Below are 20,063 nucleotides of genomic sequence, written 5' to 3' on the forward strand. Positions count from 1 at the left end.
TGCGAGCGCTCATACCAGAGCGGGACGGATGGCGGGCAAGTTCCACAACTGCCCATCGCGGCCGCACTTCTGGCGACTACCGTGTGTGCCCGGTGATCAACGGTGGGCTCATATTCTCCGGGCCTGCCCGGCCGATGACCCGAGAATGCCCGACCACCGTAGGTGCCACCACATGTACGCAGATGCCTGGGGCCCCACGTACCGAGGACGCTGATGTCTCAACTTCGCGCACCCGACGCGCGACCGGACCGACGAGAGGGCGGGCGGCACGGCCGACCGGGCGCCCGTTCCCACTCGGCCGCGGCCAGACCACGCGCCGCCCGCCCGACCCCCGAGGCGCGCATACGCCCTCAACTCCTGCGCACCGCCGTGCTGCCGGCCCTCGCGGTCGCCCTCGCCGGCGCCGCGGCCGTCGTCTTCACCGCCCGCGCGGGCCACGCACGGCCGTCCACGGAGCTCTGGATCGCCCTCGGTTCGGCGGCCGCGCTCGCGCTCGCCGCGGTCCTCGCCGCCTTCCTGGCCGCCAACCGGGCCGCCACCACGGTCTTCGGCCGCTGCCTTGCGCTGCGCCGGACCAGCGCCCAGGGCCAGGCCGAACTGCAACGCGTCGTGGAACAGCTGCGCAACGGCGAACCCGTGCCCGTCCGGCGCGCCCCGCAAGGCCAGCCGCCCGGCGGCGACCCCTTCGAGCTGCTGGCCCAGGAGCTGGCCCGCCAGCAGGAGGCCGCCGTGGTCGCGGTCGTCGAGGCGTCCCGGCTCTCCGAGCCCAGCGGCGAGGACCAGAAGGTCGAGGTCTTCGTCAACCTCGCCCGCCGCCTCCAGTCGCTCGTGCACCGCGAGATCCAGCTGCTGGACGAGCTGGAGCACGAGGTCGAGGACCCGGACCTGCTCAAGGGCCTCTTCCACGTCGACCACCTCGCCACCCGCATCCGCCGCCACGCCGAGAACCTCGCCGTGCTGGGCGGCGCCGTCTCCCGCCGTCAGTGGAGCAACCCGGTCACCATGACCGAGGTGCTGCGCTCGGCGATCGCCGAGGTCGAGCAGTACCCCCGGGTCAAGCTCGTCCCCCCGATCGACGGCACCCTGCGCGGGCACGCCGTGGCCGACGTCATCCACCTCCTCGCCGAACTCGTGGAGAACGCCACGGTGTTCTCCGCCCCGCACACGCAGGTCCTGCTGCGCGCCCAGCGCGTCACCGCCGGGCTCGCGCTGGAGGTCGAGGACCGCGGACTCGGCATGCCCGGCGACGAGCAGAAGCGGATGAACGCCCTGCTCACCGACCCCGACCAGGTCAACGTCGCCCGCCTCCTCCAGGACGGCCGCATCGGCCTCTTCGTCGTCGCCTCGCTGGCCCGCCGCCACGGCATCGCCGTACGGCTCCAGAGCAACATCTACGGAGGCACCCAGGCCGTCCTGGTCCTCCCGCAGACCCTGCTCGGCGCCGACGAGGACGCTCCCGGCGCGGCCGGCGAAGCGCCCGTCCCGCCCACCGGGCCCGTGCACCGCCCGCCGCCCCTGGAGGAGCGCCCGGCACCGCGCGAGCCGGCGCCCGCCCCCGAGCCGGAACGCCGGCCCTACGTCCCCAGCCAGCAGCCCAGCCCGCACCGGACCCCGTCCCAGCCGGGCCCGGCCCGCCAGGACGAGGCCCCGCCCCTGCCGCTGCGCGCCGAGCGCGTGGACCGGCCGGCGGACGACACCCCGCCCGTCGCCGCGTCCGACGAGGCGACCGCGCCGCGGAGCGCGGCCGACCGCCCCCTGCTGCCCAAGCGGGCCAACCAGGAACACCTGGTCCCGCAGCTCAGGGAGGCGCCCGCGCCCCGGTCCGGGGACGAACCCGTCCTGCACGACCCCGGGCTCGTCGCCGCCTTCCGGCGCGGCATCGACCTCGCCGAGGCCCGGGCGGAGGCCGAGGAGGAGCCCGCGCCCGAGGCGCCCGCCGGTGCCACGCACATGACGACGGCCGCCCAGCTCGGCGCACCGGCCCGGCCGCTGCCCGTCCGGGGCGCCACCCAGCCCGCGCAACTGCACGGAGCCGGCGCCCACCCCGGCGACCACGACCCACTCGCAGCGAACCCCATCAAGGAGTAGATGCCCCATGGCGACCGATATGCCGTCCGGTCAGGTCTCGGACCTCGACTGGCTGCTGAGCGGCCTCGTCCAGCGCGTGCCGTACACCCGCAGCGCGGTCCTGCTCTCCGCCGACGGGCTGGTGAAGTCCCTCCACGGCATGGACGCCGACAGCGCCGACCACATGGCGGCGCTGGCGGCCGGCCTCTACTCGCTCGGCCGCAGCGCCGGGGCCAGGTTCGGGGACAACGGCGAGGTCCGGCAGGTGGTCGTGGAGCTCGACTCGACGCTCCTCTTCGTCGCCACCGCCGGCTCCGGCACCTGTCTGGCCGTCCTCGCCGGCCGCAACGCCGACGCCGCCGTCCTCGGCTACGAGATGACCATGCTGGTGAAGAGCGTGCGGCCCTACCTGATGACCCCGGTGAGACAGACGGCCGGGACACCGGGCACCGCGGGGCTGTGACCATGGCGGTCACCCAGGACGGGCCGCTGCTCGACGACGCGGCGGGCCGCCTCATCCGCCCCTACACGGTGAGCAACGGGCGTACCCGTCCCACGGCCGTGCTCGACCTGCTGTCCCTGGTGATGGCCACCGGGAGCGTTCCGCAGACCCACCTCGGCCCCGAGCACTCGGTGGCCCTGGGACTGTGCGAGGGCCCCACATCGGTGGCCGAGATCGCCGCCCATCTGAGACTGCCCGCCGTCGTGACCAAGGTCCTCCTCTCGGACCTGGTCGACTGCGGCGCCGTCACCGCCCACGCGCCCGCCTTCCAAGACATGCCCACCGACCGACATCTGCTGGAGGCAGTGCTCGATGGCTTACGACGACAGCTCTGACGGCTACGGCTACCCGGACGGCTCCGGCTATGGCTACGGCTACGCGGACGACGGCTCCGGCGGCGGGTACGGGCAGGACACCGCCACCGCCGAGTACACCGCGCCGCCGGCCGCGCCCGAGGGCTTCCCCGTCGCGCTGAAGGTGCTCGTCGCGGGTGGATTCGGCGTCGGCAAGACCACGTTCGTCGGCGCCGTCAGCGAGATCGCCCCGCTCAGCACGGAGGAGCTGCTGACCCAGGCGAGCGCGGCGACCGACAGCCTGGAGGGCGTCGAGTCGAAGACCTCCACCACCGTGGCGATGGACTTCGGCCGCATCACGCTGGACGACCAGCACGTGCTGTACCTGTTCGGCACACCGGGCCAGGAACGCTTCTGGTTCATGTGGGACGAGCTCTCGCAGGGCGCGCTGGGAGCGGTCGTGATCGCGGACACCCGCAGGCTGGAGGAGTGCTTCGCGGCCGTCGACTTCTTCGAACGGCGCGGCATCGGATTCGTCGTCGCCGTCAACGAGTTCGACGGCGCCTACCGCTACGGCCCCGAGGAGGTCCGCGCCGCGCTCGACCTGTCGCCGGAGGTGCCGGTCGTGCTGTGCGACGCCCGCATGGCCAGCTCCGGCACCGGCACACTGGTGACGCTGGTCCAGCACCTCATCAACGCCACCGACGACGTCGTGCCGCTCCCCGGGCACGCCGGATTCGGGGCCAGGCCGTGATCCCGCGCGGTGCCGGGCGGCTGCTGCTGACCCCCGTCGACAGCGAGGCGCCCGCCCGCACCCGGCGGCTGCGGAGCCTTGGCCTGGGGGAGCGCGAGGACGCCTCGTTCGACAACTTCGACGCCTTCGCCGATAGGGTGGCCGAAGTGACGGACGTGCCGTTCTCGATGGTCAACTTCATCGACGGGAACCGGCAGTTCTACGCCGGGCTGCATACCCCCGCCGGAACCCGCAGGGGCTCGGACCTGGGGGCCACCGCGGCGGGCAGCGGCCGCAGCGGCCGCAGCGGCCGCTATGTGGCCCTCGACCACGGCTACTGCCCGCACGTGGTCGTCCGGCGCAAGGCGCTCGTTCTGGAGGACGTCTGCGACTACCCGCGCTTCGCGGGCAACCCGGTCGTGGACGACATAGGCATCCGCTCCTATCTGGGGGCACCGCTCATCGACCGCACCGGGATGGCCCTGGGTGCCGTCTGCGCCGTGGACACCGTGCCCCGCCCCTGGGGAAGGGCGGGGCTCGACACCATCAAGTCCCTGGCGCAGGAGCTGATCGGCCATCTCGACCGCAGGGAGGACCACGCCCCCCGCTTCTGATCAGACCTCGACCGTGCGGCCGTCCAGGAAGCCCAGCGTCACCGCGTCCCCGGCCACCCGCACCCGCACGGCCGTGCGCAGCGCCTCCGGGTGCACGCTGTCCCGGGACAGCACCACGAGCGTGACATGGACGCTCTGCCCACCCGGGTGGGGTGCGCTGCGCAGATACGGGACCGCCGAGTGCGGTCCGTACGCGTTGGACTCCAGGTCCCGCGCCACCTCGGCGTCCTCGGGCCCGCCGTCCCAGCCGTACAGCCCGACCACCGCGCTGGACAGGCCGTCCGCGGTCCGGGCGAGCGCCCAGCCGGGGCCCGAGGTGGCGAACGGGCTCGTCCGGTGCGCGACGGCGTGGCCGCCCTCCCGGACCACGGCGCCCTCCGGCGCCTCGACCCGGTGCACCCGGATCTCCCACGGCCCGTGCAGCACGCTCGTCGTGCCGATCCGGTACGCGCGCTCGTCGCCCGGCAGCCGGGCCGCCGACCAGGAAGCGGCGACGCGGTCCTCGCAGCTCACCGGGTGGATGCGGCGGCGCCGGGACGGGGTGCCGTCCGGGGCGAGCAGCGCCAGGTGGTTGTCGATGTTCCGGGCGAAGGCGTGCGGCGCGGACTCCGGGGCGGTCGCCGTCGAGTACGCCAGCTTCGCGTAGTGCGGATCGTCCTCGCCCGCCCCCGCGTCCGGGTCGGTGGCGCCCGCTTCCGGGAGCGGATTGTGGTCGCTGCCGTGGTTGACGAGCCGGACGATCCCGTCGTTCCGGGTGCCGTGCAGCAGCCAGCCGGGCGCCGGAAGCGCGGTGTACGTGTCGGACTCCTCGACGGGCAAGGGCAGTTCGCGCGCCGCCCATACCTCGTGGTCGGCCGGGAGCAGCAGCCCGAGGAAGCCCTTGCTCGCCCAGTACGGGGACGCCGGACCGGAGTACGGCTGCGTGGTGGGCAGGAACGTGTCGTACCAGCCGAGCGTCAGCAGCCCCCGCTCGTCGGGCACCCCGCGCTCCGCGAAGTGGCGCAGCGTCCCGGAGGCGAGGCGCCGGGTGAGTCCGGGCGCGAGCGGGGTGCAGTCCGCGACGGCGCCCATCCAGACCGGGGCCAGCGACGCGAAGCGGTAGCACAGCGACCGGCCCTGGTGCACCGGGGCGCCGTCGGCGCCGAAGAAGTGGGGGTAGTCCTCCAGGAAGCGGCTCAGACGTTCCCGGTAGACGGCGGCCCGGCCGCCGTCGCCGTCCGGGCCCGCGATCCGCGCCCACAGCAGCGGGTACAGATGCATGGCCCAGCCGATGTAGTAGTCGAAGTTGCGCCCGCTGCCGTCGGTGTACCAGCCGTCACCGACGTACCAGTCCTCGATCCTGTCGAGCCCGCCCTCGATGTCGGACTTGCTGTACGGGGCGCCGACCGACGCCAGGAACTGCTCCGAAACCACCTGGAACAGGCGCCAGTTGTTGTCCCAGGTGCGCCCGCCGACGAACCCGGAGAACCAGTCGGCGACCCGCTCCTGCACCCGGGCGTCGAGCCGGTCCCAGATCCACGGCCGGGTCTCGTGCAGCGCGATCGCGACGGACGCCGCCTCCACCAGCTGCTGCGAGCAGTCCGTCAGGCGCGGCCACGCCTCACCGCTCGCCGGGTCGGTCCCGGCCGCCACCCCCGCCGCGTACCGCTCGATCAGCGCGGGGTCGACCGCCCCGCCCGCGCCCGCGATCCGGAACGCGGCCAGCAGGAACGACCGGGCGAAGCCCTCAAGGCCGTCCGACACGACACCGGACCAGCTGTTCCGGCCGGGCAGCCGGTACTGGGCGAAGCCCGGTGTCGCGTACGGCGTCAGCGCGTCCAGCATCCGGTCGGCCGTCGCCTCCCAGTGGGCCCGGGTCCAGCCCGTGCGGGAGGACAGGATCCGGTCGGTGGACGGCAGCTGCAGATGCGGGGCGACGGACATGACGATGGTGCTCCTGGTGTGTGCGGGGTTACTGGACGAGTTCGGCGCGGTGGGTGTGGCCCCGGGAGCCGTCGACGGCGACAGTGAGCAACGGCCTGCGGCCCGGGGTGAGTTCGACGGTGTCGTCGGCCTCGGCCGCCTTGCGGACGGCGAACGGCAGGCCGACCGTGACGGAGGCCCCGGTCCGGCCCGGGTCAGCGACCGCCACGGAGACCCGGCCGCCGCGCCGCCGCACCAGGACCGTCGCGGGACCGGAGGCGGTGATGCCCCCGGCCGTACCGGCGGCCCAGAAGTGCACGGCGATGAGCCCGGTCCTGCGGTCCTCCACCGCCTGGGCGGTGGCGTCGTTGGCCAGGACACGCACCGGCCGGGAGGCCGACCAGGCGGCGGTCGCCGCCGCCGAGGCGCCGGGCAGCAGCACATAGGCGTAACCGGCGCCGGTGGGGGAGGCGCCGTGGTCGAGCCAGAGGGTGAGGTAGCGGCGGGTGACGGGGTCGGTGCTGCCGCCGGTGTCCGCGCCCGTGTCAATGGCTCGCCAGGTGCCGGTGCGCTCCTCACGCAGGGTGCGCAGGACGGCCCCGTCGGGCAGCACATACCCGCCGACCCCGTCGATGTGCGCCCAACGGGCATGGCTGGAAGCGCCGTTACGGACGGGGATGCCGTCCACCAGCAGCCGGTTGCGGCCGTCCGCGCCCAGGTTGCGGTTCTCGATCACCGTCTCGACCGGGCGGCCGTCGTTCGAGGTGATGCCCGCGCCGAGTGCCACGACCGTGTTGTCGAGCAGGAACCACGCTTTCCGGGCCCGCAGGCTGCTCCCCGGGGCGCCGATCAGCTCCATCGCGGCGGCGGCGTACCGGCCGTCCAGCGCGGCGCCGCCCGCCACCGCGTTCGGCGGCCGGTAGGTGGACGTGCCCGCGCCGGTGCCGAGGTCCTCGCGGGGGCGGGTGTCGACCGTGGTGCCCGGCAGGCGGTACGGGTCGACGGTCGGCCAGAAGCCATCGTTGTACTGCCCGAGGTCGTCGCCGTCGTAGAGGTACGTCATGCCGTCACCGGTGTACCAGCCGTGCAGGTTCTCGCCGTTGCCCGCCTCGTACGCGGAAATGCGCTTCGAGGACAGCGACAGGGCGCAGGCCCAGCCGGGGCGGCGGTGGACGACGCGGTCCATGTCGGCGAAGACGAAGCTGCCCGTGGTGCGCGGAGCGGGGCGGATCGCGCGGTCGGCCAGCACCGCCTTGGCCAGGGCGAGTTGGGGCAGGGCGGCCAGGGCGGTGAACGGGGTGGTGCGGTTGCGGGTGAGCCAGCCCTTGACCAGCGAGCGCCAGCGGTCCGCCGGTTCGGCGGGGGCGCCGGTGGCCAGGAGCAGGATCGCGGCGACGGCGGCCGCCCCGTCCCGGTGGTCGCCCGCGCGCTCCCGGGAGACGGCCCGGCCGCGCACCGCGTCCATCATCAGCCCGTCGAAGACCACCGGGACGAAGCTCCGCTCCACGGCCTCGTACATCACCGACACCTTCGGGTCGGTCACGGCCCACGCGGAGCCGGCCAGGAGGGAGAGCAGCCAGGCCGCGCCGCCGAGCAGCACGGTGCCGTAGGAGCCGGTGTACGCCACCTCCGCGTGCTGGACGAACGAGCCGTCCTCGTAGAACCCGTCGCCCGAAGTCGTATACCGGAAAAGGCTGTTGCGGCCGGAGTCGCGTACGTCGGAGAGTGCGTCGCGGGCCGACGCCACCTTGTCCGCGTCCTTGCCGAGCAGCCCGCGCAGCGCCACGATCACCGCCTTGTCGGTGCGGTTGGCGCCGGTCTCCGGCAGGGTGGGGGAGTTGGTGCGGCGGTCCGCGTCGGGGCAGAACCGGTCGACGACCGTCAGGTAGTCCGCGAGGTCGGCGGCGGGCAGGTGCGCGCGCAGCAGCACACAGCAGTCCATCAGCGCGCGCGGCGCCCCGATCTCCCAGAACCACCAGTTGCCGGTCTCGGCGGCCGAGGGGTGGTACGCCGTGTCGTACGCGAACCGCAGCGCCCCGAGCAGCGCCTCGGCCGTCTCCGCGCTTCCGGAGAGCGCGGTGCCGGGCGTGGCCCAGGCGACGGCGATCGTGCGGAGGCGCGTGTAGCTCTGGCCGAAGTTGCCCGGGTCGGTGAGCGGCGCGAGGTCGGACCACAGGGCGGTCCGCCCGGCGCTCCGGTCCAGGTTGTCCCACAGGGCGCCCGCCGTGCCGTCCAGGGCGGCCACACCGGCGGCGAAGTCCGGGTCCGCCGGGTCGAACGCGCCTCCGGTGAGCAGCGTCCCCGCCCGGTCGAGAAGTCCTTCGAAGTCGTCGATCGGCTCCTCCTCCCGCGTTCCGGCCCACGCCGGACCCCTCGTCAGGACCACCGACGCCGTGGCGCCGCCCGCTGCGAGAAGGGTCCTTCTGCTCAGGTGCATGATGACTCCTTTCCTCGTCGTCGCGGTCTCAGTCGGAGAGCGTGCTCGGGTCCACGGGCGGCTGCGGGAGATTCAGCGCGGCGAGCTCGGCGCGGCCCGTGGCGTCGATGGGGAACGCCCAGGTGTTCACGAAGAAGTCCGTCAGGTCGTAGCCCGCGATCCGGCTGGAGCAGGTGGCCAGGGCCCGGTAGCGCTTGGCGTCCTCGGTGGAGGCGGACTGCGGGTTCTCCTCGCGCACCAGCTTGTGCAGGCGCGGCCAGAAGTCCTCCCCGAAGGCCAGTTCCAACTGGCGCAGCGGCACCAGCTTCTCGTAGGCCCCGAACGACTTCTCGTACGTGAGACCGGGCGTCCCGAACTTGTCCCGCGAGCTCTGGAACACGGTCTGACCGGTCGCCGGGTCGACCGTGAGCAGGTTCGAGGGCTGCTTCAGGGTGCGCTGCGCGGCCAGCGAATAGATGTTCACGGTGACCTCGGTGAGGCCGCCGGGCTTGTACGCCATCTGCTGATGGAGGTGACCCAACTCGTGGTAGAGCCCCCAGCCCCGGGTGCGCAGGCCCTCCACGGTGGTGGCCCGGTCCAGGTAGGCGCGCGGGAAGCCGTTGTAGCCGTGCGTGGCGTAGGCGCCGACGCCGGTCGGCACCTTGCTGACCTCGGTGAAGTGGTACGGCCCCGCCTTGCGCCGGTGCACCGGCTTCGAGCCGTCGAGCCCGCTGATCCGGGCGTGCGAGTCGATGATGGTCTCGACCAGCCGGAGCAGCGCCGCGTGGTCCTCGTCGCGGTACAGCAGGGCGCCCTCGCGGGTCAGCGTCATGATCGTGTGCGGGGCGTGCAGCTCCACCCAGGGCGACTCGGTCAGCGTGTCCAGCTGGCGCTGGTAGTCCGCCTCGCCGGTCCGGCCCAGCGTGAAGACGGGCATGCGGACCGCGCCGGACCGGAAGAGCACGCCCGCCCGCTCGCCGCTCCCGGTGAGCGTCAGGTAGACCGGGCCGCCGTGCGGGTCGGTCACCGTGTTGGCGCCGGCGGTCAGCGGGTAGCCGCGGGGTTCGGTGACCTCGCCGTAGTAGTCCCAGGCGCCGATCCAGAGCGTGGGCACGAGGTCGTCGTGCGGCTGGACGGTCAGCGAGAGCGGGGTGCCGGCGGGCACGTACAGGCCGGTCGGCTGGAACTCCGAACCGCGCAACGCCTGGGCGAGCCGGAGCCGTTCGGCCTCGGCGGCGGGCCGTCCGGTGACGGTCACGGAGACGGGGCGGGTGGTGGGGTGTCCGGTGGGCCGGGCGGTCGCGGGCCGGGCGTGGGCGGCGGTGGCGGTGAGGCCGAGGACCGTCGCGGCCCCCGCGCCGGCCGCCGCGCCGAGGACCGCGCGGCGGCCCACGGAGGAGGCGGATGCGGTGGTGGGCTCGGTGGTGGGGGAGGCGGCCGGGGCGGCGGACGGGGTGTGCTTACGCATGCGGAACTCTCCCTGCAGTCATGAACGAGGGGCGAAGGCGTGCGGGATGCTGGGGGTGCCCGGTCAGCATGTAAGCGGTTGCTGTCGAGCCGCAAGGGGAGTCGGGAAGTTACTGTGATTTTCTATGGCCAACTGCGGACAGGCAGGAAGTAACCGGTCACTTGCGCGGCGGTCTGGCGGATCTGGGCGCCACGGAATCGCGTACCACGATGTGGGTGCCGAGCCGCAGCGCCCCGGTGGTCGGCTCCCGCCAGTCGTCCTCGTCCCCGCCGGACACGGCGAGGCGCACCGCCTGGCGGCCCATCTCCTCCAGCGGCACATGGACGGTGGTCAGCCGGGGCCGCAGCTCCTGGGCGACCGGGATGTCGTCGTACCCCACCAGCGAGACGTCCTTGGGCACCCGCACGCCCGCCTCCTCCAAGGCCTGCGCGGCACCGGCCGCCACCATGTCGTTGGCCGCGAACACGGCGGTGAACTCCGGTCCGTCGCGCAGGAGTTCGGCCATCCTCCGGTATCCGAAGCCACGGCTGAAGGCGCCCGGCTGGGCCAGCTCGGGATCGACCGGGACACCCCGCAACTCTAGGGCGCGGCGGTGCCCGGCGAGCCGGTCGCGGGTGGTGGAGAGCCTGGGCGGACCGCCGAGGTAGAGGATGCGCTCGTGGCCCTGCATCAGCAGGTGGTCGGTGATGGCGAAGGCGCCGCCCTCGTTGTCGTACTCCACGGCGGCGGTCGGCGCGGACTCGCCGAGCGGGGGCCGGCCGCACAGCACCAGCTTCGAGCCGCCCGCGTCCAGTTCGCGCGCCCGGCGGGCCAGCTCCGAGGTGTAGCCCCGGTCCGCGATGGAGCCGCCGACGACCACGACCGCGTCCGCCCGGCGCTCGTGCATCAGGTCGATGAAGGCCAGCTCGCGCTGCGGGTCGCCCTGGGTGCAGCAGACCAGGCAGAGCCGTCCGCCGAGCGCCGCCTCCCGTTCGACCCCGCGCGCGATGTACGCGTAGAAGGGGTCGATGACCTCGTTGACGATGATGCCCACGGTGCGGTTGGAGACGCCGGCCAGGGCGCGGGCGTGCGCGTTGACCACGTAGCCGAGCTCGCGCATGGCGGACTCGACGCGCTCCCGGGTCGCTTCGGCGACGGGGTAGTTGCGGTTCAGGACGCGGGAGACGGTGGCCGTCGAGACGCCCGCGCGCCGGGCGACGTCGGTGACCGTCGCCCGCCGCTGTCCGTCCCCGGCCGTGCTCTGCCGGCGCATCCGGCTCACCCCCTGAAGGCTGTTGTGTGACGACGAGCCTAGTGCCGTGGCGGCCCCGGCCGGTCGCGGTCCCGGAGCCCGCCGCGGAGGGGCGGTCACGCGATCCTCCCCAGGTCGGCCCGGTGCACGGGGTGCCCGAACGGCTCGCCCCTGGCGTACCGCGCCAGCTCGTCCACGGCGAGGGCGCCGAGCCGGCCCACCTCGTTGCCCTGGGCGCCCGCCAGGTGCGGGGTCAGGAACACGTTGGGCAGGTCCCACAGGGGGTGGCCGGGCGGCAGCGGCTCGGGCGAGGTCACGTCGAGGACCGCGTCCAGCCGGCCGCTGACCAGGTGGCCGGTCAGCGCCTCGGTGTCCACGAGCGGGCCGCGCGCGGTGTTGACGAGCAGCGTCCCGGGACGCATCAGGCCGATCCGGCGGGCGTCGATCATGTTCCGGGTCTCCGGCGTGTCCGGGGCGTGCAGGGACACCACGTCGCTCGTCGCCACGAGGGTGTCCAGGTCGACCGGGGTCACGCCGAGGAGGGCGGCCTCGGCGGCGCTCACATACGGGTCGTGCAGCAGGACCTCCGCGTCCAGCGCCGCCCGCAGCAGCTCGATCACGCGGCGGCCGATGCGGGAGGCGCCGACCACTCCCACGGTCAGGCCATGGGTGCCGAGCCAGTGGTGGCGGTCCAGGTCGGCGGCGGTGCGGTGGGTGCGGCGGGCCCGGTAGAGGTCCGCGAGCGGGAACACCCGCTTGGCGCCCATGATGATCGCCGCGAGGGTGAACTCGGCCACCGGCACGGCGTTGGCCGCGGCGGCCGACGAGACGAGGATCCCGCGGTCGAAGGCGGCCGGTGACAGAAACGTCTTCACCGTCCCCGCCGCGTGGACGACGGCTCGCAGGCGCGGGGCCCGGTCCAGCAGCGCCGGGTCCACGGGCGGACAGCCCCACCCGGTCAGCAGCACCTCCGCGTCGGCCAGCGCCCGGGCGGCGGCGGGGGAGTCGAACTCGCTGATCACCGCCGGGTCGAGCAGTTCGGCGGTCTCTTCGAGACGCGACCGGACGGCGGGCGGGAAGACGTCGTCCAGCAGCCCCGTGCTCATGACCAGAACCGTGCGCGGCCGCCTCCCGGGCGGATCCGCTGCCTCGGGACCGGAACGGGCCGGCGCCTCTTCGGTGGTTCGCACCCTGCCTCCGGATAGTAATCGTGTTCTATCGAATGACCGGCACGCTAGGGAGGTCCACGGCCGACCGTCAAGCGTGGGACCGGCCCGAATGGGCAGCTGACGCCGATTTGTTGGCATTCGCCGCCCCGGAATTGGCCCGAAAGGCCGACGTCCCATGAAGACGTTCGCCCGAATCTCTTGACGCTTGGGTTAACCGCTTACTAACTTGCCGCCGCAGAAGGCACACCACGCGCCACCCAGCCGAACAGGACCCACCATGGCTGACACAGCACCCCCGCTGCCGCGCGAAAAGCGGCGAACGCGGCGAAAGCAGGCGGAGGAGCCTGCCCCGCCGCCCGGCCCGGCCCTCGCCGCCCCGCACCGGCTCACACTCGGACAGCGACTCAAACGCGACCGGGTGATGCTGCTGCTCACCCTGCCCGGCCTGCTCTACTTCATCGTCTTCCACTACGTGCCGCTGCTCGGTTACGTGGTGGCGTTCCAGGACTACCAGCCGTACCTCGGCTACATGCACAGCGTCTGGGTGGGCTTCGCCAACTTCTCCGCCGCGTTCAGCGAACCGGCCTTCTGGAGCGCGACCTTCAACACCCTGGAGATCGCCCTCGTCCAGCTGGTGTTCTTCTTCCCGGTGCCCATCGCCCTGGCCCTGCTGCTCAACAGCATCGCCAGCGACCGCATCCGGCGCTTCGTGCAGAGCGTCGTCTATCTGCCGCACTTCATCGGCTGGGTCATCATCGTCTCGATCTTCCAGCAGATCCTGGGCGGCGCCGGCGTCCTGCCCGACTTCCTCGGCAGCATCGGCCTGCCCCGCTACGACATGATGAGCGACCCGGACGCCTTCCCCTGGCTCCTCACCCTCCAGGTGGCCTGGAAGGACGCCGGCTGGGGCACGATCATCATCCTCGCCGCCCTCCTCAACATCGACCGACAGCAGTACGAGGCCGCCGCCATCGACGGAGCCGGCCCCCGGCGCCGCCTGTGGCACGTGACGCTCCCGGGCATCGCCCCCGTACTCATCCTGCTGCTCATCCTCAACCTCGGGCAGATCCTCTCCGTCGGCTTCGAGCAGATCCTGCTCCAGCGCGACGCGGTCGGCCCGGACTCCGGCGAGGTGCTCGACACCTACGTCTACTACCACGGCATCAAGGACAACGACTGGGGCGTCGCCGCCGCCGTCGGACTCGTCAAGGCGGTCATCGGCACCGCACTCGTGCTGGGCGCCAACAAGTTCGCCCACCGACTCGGCCACGAAGGGGTGTACCGCGGTGCTGACCGCTGAGAAGACGCGCGCCACGGCCCGGACCACCGCGCCGGGGACCCCGCCCGTCCCCGTACGCAAGTCCGACGGCCGTCCGCCGTGGATGGAGCGCCCGACCCGCCTCGGTCAGACCGCGAAGGCCGTCGCCGTCGTCGTGGTCGTCCTCGCCGTCGCGTATCCGCTCGTCGGCGTCATCGGGACGAGCTTCGCCTCGCAGACCGACATCATCAAGAGCTCCGGCCTCGTCCTGTGGCCGGAGCACCCCACACTCGACGCCTACCGCACGATCTTCACCGGCGGCGTCGTCAGCCGGGCCCTGATCGTCTCCGTGGGCATCACCGTCTTCGGTACCCTCGCCAGTCTGCTCGTCACCGTCGGCATGGCGTACGGGCTCTCCCGCCGCGAGGTCACCGGCTCCCGCTTCATCCTGATGACGGCCCTGTTCACCATGCTGTTCAACGCCGGCATCATCCCGAACTTCCTGCTGGTCAAGGGCCTCGGCCTGTACGACACCTACGCGGCGCTCGTCATGCCCACCCTGGTCAGCGCCTTCAACCTGGTCGTCCTGCGCTCCTTCTTCATGAACCTGCCGGAGGAGCTGTACGACGCGGCCAAGGTGGACGGCGCCGGGGACTTCCGCATCCTGGTCCGCGTCGTCCTGCCGCTGTCCAAGGCCGTCCTCGCTGTCATCAGCCTCTTCTACGCGGTGACGTACTGGAACGCCTTCTTCAACTCGCTCCTGTACCTCAACGACTCCGACAAGTGGCCGCTGCCCATGGTGCTGCGGACCTACGTCCTGCAAGGCCAGAGCCTCGACTCCGCGTCGGCCGGCGAAGTGCTCGCCCCGCAGCAGGCCGTGCAGATGGCGGTCCTGGTCATCGCCGTCGTCCCGATCCTCTGCGTCTACCCCTTCCTCCAGCGCTACTTCACCAAGGGCGTGCTCACCGGAGCCGTCAAGGGCTGAGCGCAGCCGCCCCCGCTCCTTCCCTTCCCTCTTCCAAGGAGATCCAGGTGTCGAGCTCCACCCCCATCAACCGCAGAGCACTCTTCCGCCTGGGTGCAGGCGTCGGCCTCGGACTGGCCGCGGCCCCGCTGCTCGCCGCCTGCGGCGACGGCGGCACGACCGCGAAGGCCGAGGCCAAGAGCGCGTCCCTGCTCCCGCGCAGCGCCGTCCGCAACATCGGGCTCAAGCCCGACCTGGAAGGCACCGCGGCCGGCGTCCCGCAGGGCTTCTTCAGCTACCCGGCCAAGCCGCTGCGGGCCACGAGGACCACCCCGCTCAAGGGGGCGAAGCCCATCGGCGCGGCCATGGAGACCTTCTCCCCGCCGCCGCCCTCGCGCGGCAAGAACGCCGCCTGGCGGGAGATCGAGAAGCTGCTCGGCGGCCAGGTGAACATCACGGCCGTCCCCGCCGACGACTACGGCACCAAGTTCTCCACGATGGTCGCCAGCGACAGCCTGCCCGACCTCTTCATGTACCCGGAGAGCGGCGGTGTCGACAACAAGGCCGCCTTCCTCCAGGCCAAGTGCGCCGACCTCACCCCGCACCTCGCCGGGGACGCGATCAAGGAGTATCCCAACCTCGCCGCCATCCCGAAGGGCGCCTGGCAGGGCGCGATCTTCGGCGGCAAGCTCTACGGCATCCCGATCGCCCGCACCGGAACCGCCGGCGCCGGGGTCTACCGCCACGACCTCTTCGAGGAGGTCGGCGTCACCAGCCTCGACCAGATCACCGACCTGGACCGGTTCGTCGAGGTCTGCAAGGAGCTGACCCGCCCCAAGGAGGACCGGTACGCCATCATCGCGGGTGTCACCACCGTGCTCGCCATGTCCGCCGGAGCGCCCAACTTCTGGCGCCTGGACGAGAAGACGGGCAAGTTCACCCTCGACCTGGAGACCCCGGAGTACCGCACGGCGGTCGAGACGGCCCGCACGCTGTACAAGGCCGGCTGCTACTACCCGGGCACCCTCCAGATGTCCGGGGCGCAGAAGGCCCAGTACACGGACATGTTCAAGAACGGCAAGGGCGCGTACGTGTACGACGGCATGCCCACCTACCTCGCGCCGGGCGTCGGCTACATCGCCGCGATGAAGGCGATCAACAAGAAGTTCGACCCGCGCCCCTTCGTGCCGGTCGGCAAGGACGCCGTCGCCTGGATGGACAACGTCGCGCTGCAGAACACCCACATCAGCAAGGCGTCCGGGGACCGCGTCAAGGAGATCCTGCGGTTCGCCGACTTCGCGGCCTCGCCGTTCGGCAGCCTGGAGTACACCCTCATCAACTACGGGGTCGAGGGGAAGGACTTCACCCGCGACGACAAGGGCAACCCGGCCCTCACCAAGCAGGGCACCCAGGACGTCACCGTCCCCTGGAAGTTCGCCGCGTCCGCGGTCCCGGCGATCTTCAGCGCCGACTCCGAGCAGGGCGTGCGCCACGTCCACGACACCTTCACCAAGATGATCCCGATGATGGTGCCGGACCCGACGCTCCAGTACTCCTCGCCCACCTGGGACTCCAAGAGCGCCGGCAGCCTCGGCACCCTCAAGGGCGACGTGCTCAAGGACATCATCTCCGGCCGCAAGCCCATGTCCGCCTACGACCAGCTGGTCAAGGACTACCTGGCCAAGGGGGGCGAGCAGGCCCGCGGTGAGTTCGAGGAAGCCTTCCAGAAGGGGAAGAAGTGACCACCCGACGCTCGGTCCTCGCACTCGGCGGCGCGGCGGTGGCGGCAGCCGTCACCGTCCCCGCCCTCTCCGCACCCGCCGCCGCCCGGCCGCACGGCTTCCACCCCGAGCCCGGCTCCGACGGCGTCGGCGACCCCCTCTTCCCGACCCTCGGGAACGGCGGCTACCAGGTCACCCACTACGACCTGAGCTTCGACTTCACCCCGGTGACATACGACTTCACCGCCACGGTGCGGATCAGCGCCGAGGCCACCCAGGACCTGTCCGCCTTCAACCTGGACACCGACGGCCACACCATCGACGCCGTCACCGTCGCGGGCCGCCCCGCCACCTGGCAGCTGAGTGCCGGCCAGAGCGGCCAGGAGCTGACCGTCACCCCGGCCCGCCCGATCCGCGACCACCAGGCGTTCACCGTCGAGATCCGCTACCGGGGCAACGGCAAGGCGCCCCGGCTCGGCCTCACCGGCTGGCGGTTCGGCAGCGACGGCGGCTTCGCCTCGGCCGCCCAGTCCTCCCGCGCCGACACCTTCCTGCCCTGCAACGACACCCCCTCCGACAAGGCGACGTGGACCTTCCACATCAGCGCCCCCGAGGGCTACGTCGCCACCGCGAACGGCGAGCTGACGCACCGTACACCGCGCTCCGACGGCTCCACCGTCTGGCACTTCGCCCTCCGCGAGCGCATGGCCACCGAGCTCATCGGCATCGCCGTGGTCAAGGGCACCTACCTGTACGGCAGCAGCCACCGCGGCCTGGCCCTACGCCACATCGTCCCGCAGGGCCAGGAGGACACGTACGCCCCGATCGTCGCCCGCACCGCCGACCATCTCGCCTGGCTGGAGGCGAAGTTCGGCCGCTACCCGTTCTCCGTCTACGGGGTGCACATCTACGACGGCTACACCGACGCGCTGGAGAACCAGACGCTGTCGCTCTTCGGCACCAACTGGTTCAAGCTCAACGCCCAGGGGCAGCCCGGCTACGAGACCACCATGGTCCACGAGCTCGTCCACCAGTGGTTCGGCGACTCCGTCACCCCGCACGACTGGCAGCAGGCGTGGCTCAACGAAGGCCCCGCCGTCTACTACGCCGGTCTGTACGGCGAGGAGCGCGGCTGGTCCGTCCTCGCGGACAAGATGAAGGCCACGTACGAGAAGCTCGACGCCGTCCGCGTCGCCGACGGCCCGCCCGGGCTGCCCAAGGCACTCGGCGGCACCAACATCTACGACGGCGGCGCCCTCGTCCTCTACGCCCTGAACCAGCGCATCGGCCGCCGCTCCTTCGACACGGTGATGCGCGAGTGGGTGAGGCGCTTCAAGGACTCCACGTACACCTCCGAGCAGTTCATCCGGCACACCGTCGACACCACCCGCGACCGCTCCCTCGACCCGTTCCTGCGCGACTGGCTCTTCGGGGCCGTCAACCCGCCCATGCCCGGCCACCCCGACTGGAAGGCCACCGCGTGAACCGCCCCGTGAACGTCGTACGAGCCACCGCCGCATCCGCCACCGCCGCCCTCCTGACCGCCCTGCTCGCCGCCCCGGCCGGAGCGGCGCCCGCGCCCCGCACCCTGTACGCCGCCCCGGACGGCCGCGGCTCCGCCTGCACCGCCGCCCGCCCCTGCACCCTGGAGGGCGCCCGCGACCTGGCCCGCACCGAGCACCGCCGCGCCGTCCGCGTACTCCTCAAGGACGGCACCTACCGGCTCGACGCGCCCCTGGAGCTCGGCGCGGCCGACTCCGGCACCACCTGGACCGCCGCGCCCGGCGCCCACCCGGTGCTCTCCGGCGGCCGGGACCTCACCGGCTGGCACCGGAACACCGACGGCACCTGGACCGCCGCCGTCCCCGAGGGCGTCACCCCGCGCCAGCTCTTCGTCGACGGCCGCCGCGCCACCCGCGCCCGGGGCGAGGCATGCGCGGCGAGCACCTGCGACGCCACGGCCACCGGCATGACCGGCGCCACCGCGACCGGCATCGACCACTGGGCGCACCCCACGGACGCCGAGGCCGTCATCCGTATCCGCTGGCGCAACTACCACTGCCGGATCGCGGGCGTCAGCGGCGACACCCTCACCTTCGCCCAGCCCTGCTGGACCAACTCCGCGAGCGGCACCGACCGCACCGGCCCGGCCTGGGACACCACCGCCGTCGACTCCACCCGGTACAGCGGCGTCGCGTTCTTCGAGAACGCCGCCGAACTCCTGGACGAGCCGGGCGAGTTCGTATGGGACTCCGCCAACCGCACCGTCACCTACCTCCCGCGCGAGGGCGAGAACATGCGCCGCGCACGGGCCGTCACCCCGCACACCGAACAGCTGCTCACCGTGGACGGCGCCCACGACCTCACGGTCAGCGGCATCGGCTTCGCGTACGCGGCCTACCGGCAGCCCGACACCGACGAGGGCTACGCGGGGATGCAGGCCGGTCTCACCCTGACCGGAGCCACCGGCCCCGTCGACCACGCGGGCCGCTACTACACCAAACCGGCCGCCGCGCTCACCGTGCGCGGCGGCCGCGGGGTCACCGTCGACTCCGCGCGCTTCACCCACCTCGGCGGCGCCGGAGCGGTCCTGGAGGCCGGCACCAAGGACAGCGCCCTCACCCGCTCCACCTTCACCGACCTCTCCTCGGGCGCGGTCTACGTGGGCGACACCGAGCCCCTGCCGGAGCCCGCACTCGCCGGGGAGCGGAACACCGTCGCGTACAACACGATCAGCCGCACCGGCGTCGAGTACACCGACGCGGTCGGCATCTGGGCCGGTTACGAGGCCGGGCTCACCGTTGACCACAACAGCCTGGACCACCTCCCGTACTCGGCGATCTCCGTCGGCTGGGGCTGGAACCAGCCCGAGGCACAGAAGTCCGTGCTCCGCGACAACAAGGTGACGAACAACCGCATCACCGACGTCATGGAGGTCGCCCGCCAGCAGCACGACGGCGGCGCCATCTACACCCAGGGCGCCCAGCCCGGCACCGTCGTCAGCGGCAACTACATCAACCGCTCCGCGTACGGCAACACCGAGCGCGACGGCAACGGCATCTACCTGGACGAGCAGTCCTCGTACATCACCGTCGAGAACAACGTCATCACCCGCATCGGCTACAAGTGGGTCTCCAACTGGGCCGACTACGGCATGCGGAACACCGCGCGCGGCAACTGGACCGACACCGCCGCCCCCGCCCTCGGCGGCACCGGCTCCGTCATGACCGGCAACCACACCGGCCTCGACCGCCTCCCGGCCGCCGCCCTGGCCGTCGCAGCCCGCGCCGGCGCCCACGGCGGCCCGGTCGAGCAGCTGCGCACCGACCTGGCCCGCACCGGCACGGCCACCCAGTCCTCGACGGACGGCACCGCCACCGCCGCGCTCGCCCTGGACGCCGACACCAACACGGACACCCGCACCCTCGCGGAGGACGGCGCCTGGTGGCAGGTGGACCTCGGAGCCACCCGGCACATCCGCCAGGTCGAGGTCTGGAACGACGCCTCCACGACCACGGCCGACTTCGACATCGTCACCGACGACACCACGGTCCACGTCAGCGGCAAGGCCCTGCGCCCGACCGTGGTGAACCTGGACAGCCGCACCCGCACGGTCCGGATCGTGAAGACCGGCACGGGCCGGGTCGCCCTCTCCCAGGTGCTGATCCACTGAGGGTGCCCGCTCGGACACGTTCCGCAAGCATCGCGAAAGCGGTTCGTGACCA

At 72.6% G+C, this 20,063-nt stretch carries 15 protein-coding genes; 10 read left to right on the forward strand and 5 right to left on the reverse strand.

Annotated elements, in window-relative coordinates; genetic code table 11:
• Nucleotides 1–213: 213 nt before the first annotated feature.
• From ACIQZN_RS01085 to ACIQZN_RS01105, 5 genes are read left to right on the forward strand one after another with little or no spacing between them, the layout of a single operon-like run.
• A complete protein-coding gene (locus ACIQZN_RS01085) occupies nt 214–2,088 on the forward strand; it encodes a sensor histidine kinase (RefSeq protein WP_403986474.1) in 1,875 nt (624 codons plus the stop codon).
• A gap of 7 nt (nt 2,089–2,095) precedes the next feature.
• Nucleotides 2,096–2,530 (forward strand): roadblock/LC7 domain-containing protein, encoded by a 435-nt coding sequence (locus ACIQZN_RS01090; RefSeq protein WP_161209832.1) that lies wholly within the window; start codon nt 2,096–2,098, stop codon nt 2,528–2,530.
• A 2-nt stretch (nt 2,531–2,532) separates the two neighbouring features.
• On the forward strand, nt 2,533–2,904 hold the full coding sequence (locus tag ACIQZN_RS01095) for a DUF742 domain-containing protein (protein WP_026171133.1): 372 nt from the start codon (nt 2,533–2,535) through the stop codon (nt 2,902–2,904).
• Complete coding sequence (locus ACIQZN_RS01100; protein ID WP_403986478.1) at nt 2,882–3,616, forward strand: GTP-binding protein; 735 nt, start codon at nt 2,882–2,884, stop codon at nt 3,614–3,616. The genes ACIQZN_RS01095 and ACIQZN_RS01100 overlap by 23 nt, the downstream gene beginning before the upstream one ends.
• A complete protein-coding gene (locus ACIQZN_RS01105) occupies nt 3,613–4,209 on the forward strand; it encodes a GAF domain-containing protein (protein ID WP_403986481.1) in 597 nt (198 codons plus the stop codon). The genes ACIQZN_RS01100 and ACIQZN_RS01105 overlap by 4 nt, the downstream gene beginning before the upstream one ends.
• On the opposite strand, the gene ACIQZN_RS01110 is transcribed toward ACIQZN_RS01105, so the two are convergent.
• From ACIQZN_RS01110 to ACIQZN_RS01130, 5 genes are all read right to left on the reverse strand, one after another.
• Nucleotides 4,210–6,132, reverse strand: coding sequence for a DUF2264 domain-containing protein (locus ACIQZN_RS01110; RefSeq protein ID WP_403986484.1), 1,923 nt, complete (start codon nt 6,130–6,132; stop codon nt 4,210–4,212). It lies immediately after the preceding gene.
• Nucleotides 6,133–6,160: 28 nt separating this feature from the next.
• Complete coding sequence (locus tag ACIQZN_RS01115) at nt 6,161–8,548, reverse strand: polysaccharide lyase 8 family protein (protein ID WP_403986487.1); 2,388 nt, start codon at nt 8,546–8,548, stop codon at nt 6,161–6,163.
• Between the two features lie 28 nt (nt 8,549–8,576).
• Nucleotides 8,577–9,995: a M60 family metallopeptidase gene (locus tag ACIQZN_RS01120; protein ID WP_403986491.1), complete on the reverse strand. Its 1,419-nt coding sequence runs from the start codon at nt 9,993–9,995 to the stop codon at nt 8,577–8,579.
• A 157-nt stretch (nt 9,996–10,152) separates the two neighbouring features.
• The gene (locus tag ACIQZN_RS01125) at nt 10,153–11,247 is read right to left on the reverse strand and encodes a LacI family DNA-binding transcriptional regulator (protein ID WP_403987373.1); all 1,095 of its coding nucleotides are present in this window, start codon (nt 11,245–11,247) and stop codon (nt 10,153–10,155) included.
• 95 nt (nt 11,248–11,342) lie between these two features.
• Nucleotides 11,343–12,332: a hydroxyacid dehydrogenase gene (locus ACIQZN_RS01130; RefSeq protein WP_403986494.1), complete on the reverse strand. Its 990-nt coding sequence runs from the start codon at nt 12,330–12,332 to the stop codon at nt 11,343–11,345.
• A gap of 340 nt (nt 12,333–12,672) precedes the next feature.
• Here ACIQZN_RS01130 and ACIQZN_RS01135 point away from each other — a divergent pair, with 340 nt between their 5' ends.
• The 5 genes from ACIQZN_RS01135 (at nt 12,673) to ACIQZN_RS01155 (ending at nt 20,011) form a co-directional block, all read left to right on the forward strand.
• A complete protein-coding gene (locus tag ACIQZN_RS01135) occupies nt 12,673–13,695 on the forward strand; it encodes an ABC transporter permease (RefSeq protein ID WP_403986497.1) in 1,023 nt (340 codons plus the stop codon).
• 82 nt (nt 13,696–13,777) lie between these two features.
• Nucleotides 13,778–14,638 carry a carbohydrate ABC transporter permease gene (locus ACIQZN_RS01140; RefSeq protein ID WP_403987376.1) on the forward strand — a complete coding sequence of 287 codons (861 nt, stop codon included), beginning with the start codon at nt 13,778–13,780 and terminating at the stop codon, nt 14,636–14,638.
• A gap of 47 nt (nt 14,639–14,685) precedes the next feature.
• Nucleotides 14,686–16,359, forward strand: a complete 1,674-nt coding sequence (locus tag ACIQZN_RS01145; RefSeq protein WP_403986500.1) for an extracellular solute-binding protein — start codon at nt 14,686–14,688, stop codon at nt 16,357–16,359.
• Nucleotides 16,356–17,822, forward strand: coding sequence for a M1 family metallopeptidase (locus ACIQZN_RS01150; protein WP_403986503.1), 1,467 nt, complete (start codon nt 16,356–16,358; stop codon nt 17,820–17,822). The genes ACIQZN_RS01145 and ACIQZN_RS01150 overlap by 4 nt, the downstream gene beginning before the upstream one ends.
• On the forward strand, nt 17,819–20,011 hold the full coding sequence (locus ACIQZN_RS01155; protein ID WP_403986506.1) for a right-handed parallel beta-helix repeat-containing protein: 2,193 nt from the start codon (nt 17,819–17,821) through the stop codon (nt 20,009–20,011). The genes ACIQZN_RS01150 and ACIQZN_RS01155 overlap by 4 nt, the downstream gene beginning before the upstream one ends.
• Nucleotides 20,012–20,063 lie beyond the last annotated feature (52 nt).

Source organism: Streptomyces sp. NPDC097595, assembly GCF_044761525.1.
GTDB lineage: Bacteria > Actinomycetota > Actinomycetes > Streptomycetales > Streptomycetaceae > Streptomyces > Streptomyces drozdowiczii_A.

Bases quoted from the DNA above. Each gene is read 5' to 3' on its own strand.
- ACIQZN_RS01135 (WP_403986497.1), top strand. From the start codon at position 12,673: ATGGCTGACACAGCACCCCCGCTGCCGCGCGAAAAGCGGCGAACGCGG.
- ACIQZN_RS01120 (WP_403986491.1), bottom strand. From the start codon at position 9,995: ATGCGTAAGCACACCCCGTCCGCCGCCCCGGCCGCCTCCCCCACCACC.
- ACIQZN_RS01110 (WP_403986484.1), bottom strand. From the start codon at position 6,132: ATGTCCGTCGCCCCGCATCTGCAGCTGCCGTCCACCGACCGGATCCTG.
- ACIQZN_RS01085 (WP_403986474.1), top strand. From the start codon at position 214: ATGTCTCAACTTCGCGCACCCGACGCGCGACCGGACCGACGAGAGGGC.
- ACIQZN_RS01125 (WP_403987373.1), bottom strand. From the start codon at position 11,247: ATGCGCCGGCAGAGCACGGCCGGGGACGGACAGCGGCGGGCGACGGTC.
- ACIQZN_RS01095 (WP_026171133.1), top strand. From the start codon at position 2,533: ATGGCGGTCACCCAGGACGGGCCGCTGCTCGACGACGCGGCGGGCCGC.
- ACIQZN_RS01115 (WP_403986487.1), bottom strand. From the start codon at position 8,548: ATGCACCTGAGCAGAAGGACCCTTCTCGCAGCGGGCGGCGCCACGGCG.
- ACIQZN_RS01130 (WP_403986494.1), bottom strand. From the start codon at position 12,332: ATGAGCACGGGGCTGCTGGACGACGTCTTCCCGCCCGCCGTCCGGTCG.
- ACIQZN_RS01100 (WP_403986478.1), top strand. From the start codon at position 2,882: ATGGCTTACGACGACAGCTCTGACGGCTACGGCTACCCGGACGGCTCC.
- ACIQZN_RS01090 (WP_161209832.1), top strand. From the start codon at position 2,096: ATGGCGACCGATATGCCGTCCGGTCAGGTCTCGGACCTCGACTGGCTG.
- ACIQZN_RS01140 (WP_403987376.1), top strand. From the start codon at position 13,778: ATGGAGCGCCCGACCCGCCTCGGTCAGACCGCGAAGGCCGTCGCCGTC.